Here is a 2866-nt window from a genome sequence, read left to right as displayed (position 1 = left end):
GTCATTCGCGAGGTCACAGCAAAGCAGGATGGCATCATCACCGCAATTGATGGCGAGGCATTGGGTTTGGCCGTCGTCGCGCTGGGCGGTGGGCGCCAGGTCGAAAGCGATCTGATCGATCCTGCTGTGGGCTTGTCGGATGTCGCGCGTTTAGGTGCCAAGATATCCAAAGGCCAGCCGCTTGCGCGTGTCCACGCGGCGCGCGAAGGGCAGGCGGACAGGGCCGCGCAAACGATCCGCGCCGCAATGACAATTGGGCAATCAGCACCCGCGAAACGCGATCTTGTGCATGAGGTAATCACCTGATGGCGCGCGCTTTCTTAATCGTTCTGGACAGTGTCGGCTGCGGCGGCGCGCCAGACGCTCATTCGTTTTTCAACGGCGATCTACCTGATACGGGTGCCAACACTTTGGGCCATATCATCGCCCAGCATGGCCTGCGCGTGCCGAATTTGGACGCGCTGGGGCTGGGTGCAGCGGTGCGGCTTTCCACGGGCATTGAAACGCCGGGACTGGATGCAGAGCCGCAAGGCCTTTGGGGCGCTGCGCGCGAAGTCTCTCGCGGTAAGGACACGCCGTCAGGACATTGGGAGCTCGCGGGGCTGCCGGTGCCGTGGGAATGGACCTATTTTCCTGATGCCTCGCCTGCGTTTCCACCTGAGGTAACCGCAGCACTTTGTAGGGCTGCCGGCACTGACGGAATTCTGTGCAACGGACATTCAAACGGCATCAAGGTCATTGAAGATTTCGGCGAGGAGCATCTGAAAACGGGCTGGCCAATTTGCTACACCTCTGCCGATAGTGTCCTTCAAATTGCAGCCCATGAAGCGGCTTTTGGACGTGAGCGGCTTTTGGATATGTGCCGTGAAGTTGCGCCTTTGCTGCATGATATGCGCGTTGGTCGCGTCATTGCGCGCCCCTTTGTCGGCGCGTGCAAGGCGGATTTCAAACGCACGCAAAACCGCCGTGATTTTGCGATAACGCCGCCAGAGCCTGTTTTGACGAACTGGGTGCAAGATGCCGGCGGCAAGGTGCATAGCGTTGGCAAGATCGGTGATATTTTTTCGATGAGCGGGATAGATACCAGCGTCAAAGGGCGCGATGCTGATTTGATGGCTGCGCTTGATGGTTTGGCGGCGAGCGCTGGACAGGGCGATTTCGTATTTGCCAATCTGGTCGAATTTGACACTGACTATGGTCATCGCCGCGATGTGGCGGGATATGCTGCGGCGCTTGAACGCTTCGATCTTTGGCTGGGCCAATTCTTGCCGCGCCTTGGCATGGGCGACTTGCTTGTCCTGACTGCGGATCACGGCAACGATCCAAGTTGGCCGGGGACAGACCACACCCGCGAACAGGTACCTGTGCTTGTCTGTGGCGCGGGAAAAGGCGAGATAGGGATATGCGGATTTACTGATGTGGCGGCGTCTATCGCGGCCCATCTGGGTGCCAAGGCAAATGGCACCGGAAGGAGTTTTCTATGAAAGAACTTAGCGAAGAACTGACGCATATTCGTGATCTGCCAAAGGTCGAATTGCATACGCATTACGAGGGCGCTGCGCCGCCCGCTTTTATTCGCGGCTTGGCGAAAGAAAAAAAGATCGACATCTCGAAGGTGTTTAACGCCGATGGCTCTTACGCATTTCGCGACTTCGTGCACTTCCTAAGCGTCTATGAGGCGGCGACGACCGTTCTGAAAAGCCCCGAGGATTTCAAGCGCCTTGGCCTTGCAATTCTTGAAGAAGCGGCAAGCAACGGTGTGATTTACATGGAAAGCTTTGTCAGCCCCGATTTCTGCGGTGGCGGCGATGTGAGCGCATGGCGCGACTATCTCGCCGCGATACAAGAGGCGGCGGACGAGGCCAAGCGCGACTTCGGCATCACATCACGCGGTATCGTCACCTGCATTCGACATTTCGGACCAGAACAGGCCAAGACCGCTGCGCTTTGCGCCGCAGAAACTGCTGGTGATTTCATCACAGGTTTCGGCATGGGCGGTGATGAAAATCAGGGCGCGCAGCGTGACTTTCTTTACAGTTTTGATATGGCGCGCGAAGCTGGGCTGCGGCTAACCACGCATGCCGGGGAATGGCGCGGCCCAAGTGAGGTGCGCGAGGCAGTACAAGACCTGGGCGTCGAACGTATCGGACACGGTGTGCGCGCTGTCGAAGATGCGGCGCTGGTGGATGAACTCGCTGAAAAAGGTATCGTGCTTGAGGTCTGCCCCGGCTCCAACGTCGTTCTTGGCGTCTACCCTGATTGGAAGAGCCACCCGATTGATACCCTGCGCCGTGCGGGCGTTCCCGTCACTGTCTCGACAGATGATCCGCCCTTCTTTCACACGACTATGCGCGATGAATATGTGAACCTTGCCAATACATTTGGCTGGGACGCAGAGGTGTTTTCCGACATCGCCAGGGCCTCTGCCAAGGCAGCGTTTTGCGATGAAAAGACCCGTACTGAAATACTTGAGAAACTGGAGGCCTAAGCCATGTCAGAGCATTTGACCGTCGTGAACCATCCCCTCGTTCAACACAAATTGACCCTGATGCGCGAAAAGGAAACCTCGACAGCTGTTTTCCGTCAATTGCTGCGCGAGATCAGTCAGCTGCTTGCCTATGAAGTGACGCGTGGTTTGCCGATGACAACCAAGCGGATCGAAACACCTATGTGCGAAATGGATGCGCCGACGCTCGACGGAAAGAAACTGGCGTTGATTTCAATTCTGCGCGCAGGCAACGGGTTGCTTGATGGTGTGTTGGAACTGATCCCGTCAGCGCGCGTTGGCTTTGTCGGTCTTTATCGCGACGAAGAGACGCTTCAACCTGTGCAATATTACTTCAAGGCTCCTGACGGCTTGGATGAT

At 57.0% G+C, this 2866-nt stretch carries 3 protein-coding genes and 1 pseudogene; all 4 read left to right on the top strand.

All coding sequences use genetic code 11. The features are described from left to right. Positions 1–306 (top strand): annotated as a pseudogene (locus tag WBC85_RS15345) (thymidine phosphorylase); the annotation flags it as partial. Beyond that, positions 306–1484, top strand: a complete 1179-nt coding sequence (locus WBC85_RS15340) for a phosphopentomutase (RefSeq protein WP_424439203.1) — start codon at positions 306–308, stop codon at positions 1482–1484. The pseudogene WBC85_RS15345 and the gene WBC85_RS15340, both read left to right, overlap by 1 nt. Next, the gene (locus WBC85_RS15335) at positions 1481–2488 is read left to right on the top strand and encodes an adenosine deaminase (protein WP_424439200.1); all 1008 of its coding nucleotides are present in this window, start codon (positions 1481–1483) and stop codon (positions 2486–2488) included. Before WBC85_RS15340 ends, WBC85_RS15335 begins: the two co-directional genes overlap by 4 nt. A 3-nt stretch (positions 2489–2491) precedes the next feature. Beyond that, on the top strand, positions 2492–2866 hold a 375-nt coding region (gene upp, locus WBC85_RS15330; protein WP_424439197.1), incomplete at its 3' end, for a uracil phosphoribosyltransferase.

Source organism: Planktotalea sp., from assembly GCF_049680325.1.
In the GTDB taxonomy this organism is placed as follows: Bacteria; Pseudomonadota; Alphaproteobacteria; order Rhodobacterales; family Rhodobacteraceae; genus Planktotalea.
Note: the sequence above shows the minus strand (reverse complement) of the source record. Positions and strands in the feature narration are given on the sequence as shown.

What these genes read in the sequence shown, in the direction of transcription:
- WBC85_RS15340 (WP_424439203.1), top strand. Translation starts at nt 306, where the DNA reads ATGGCGCGCGCTTTCTTAATCGTTCTGGACAGTGTCGGCTGCGGCGGC.
- WBC85_RS15335 (WP_424439200.1), top strand. Translation starts at nt 1,481, where the DNA reads ATGAAAGAACTTAGCGAAGAACTGACGCATATTCGTGATCTGCCAAAG.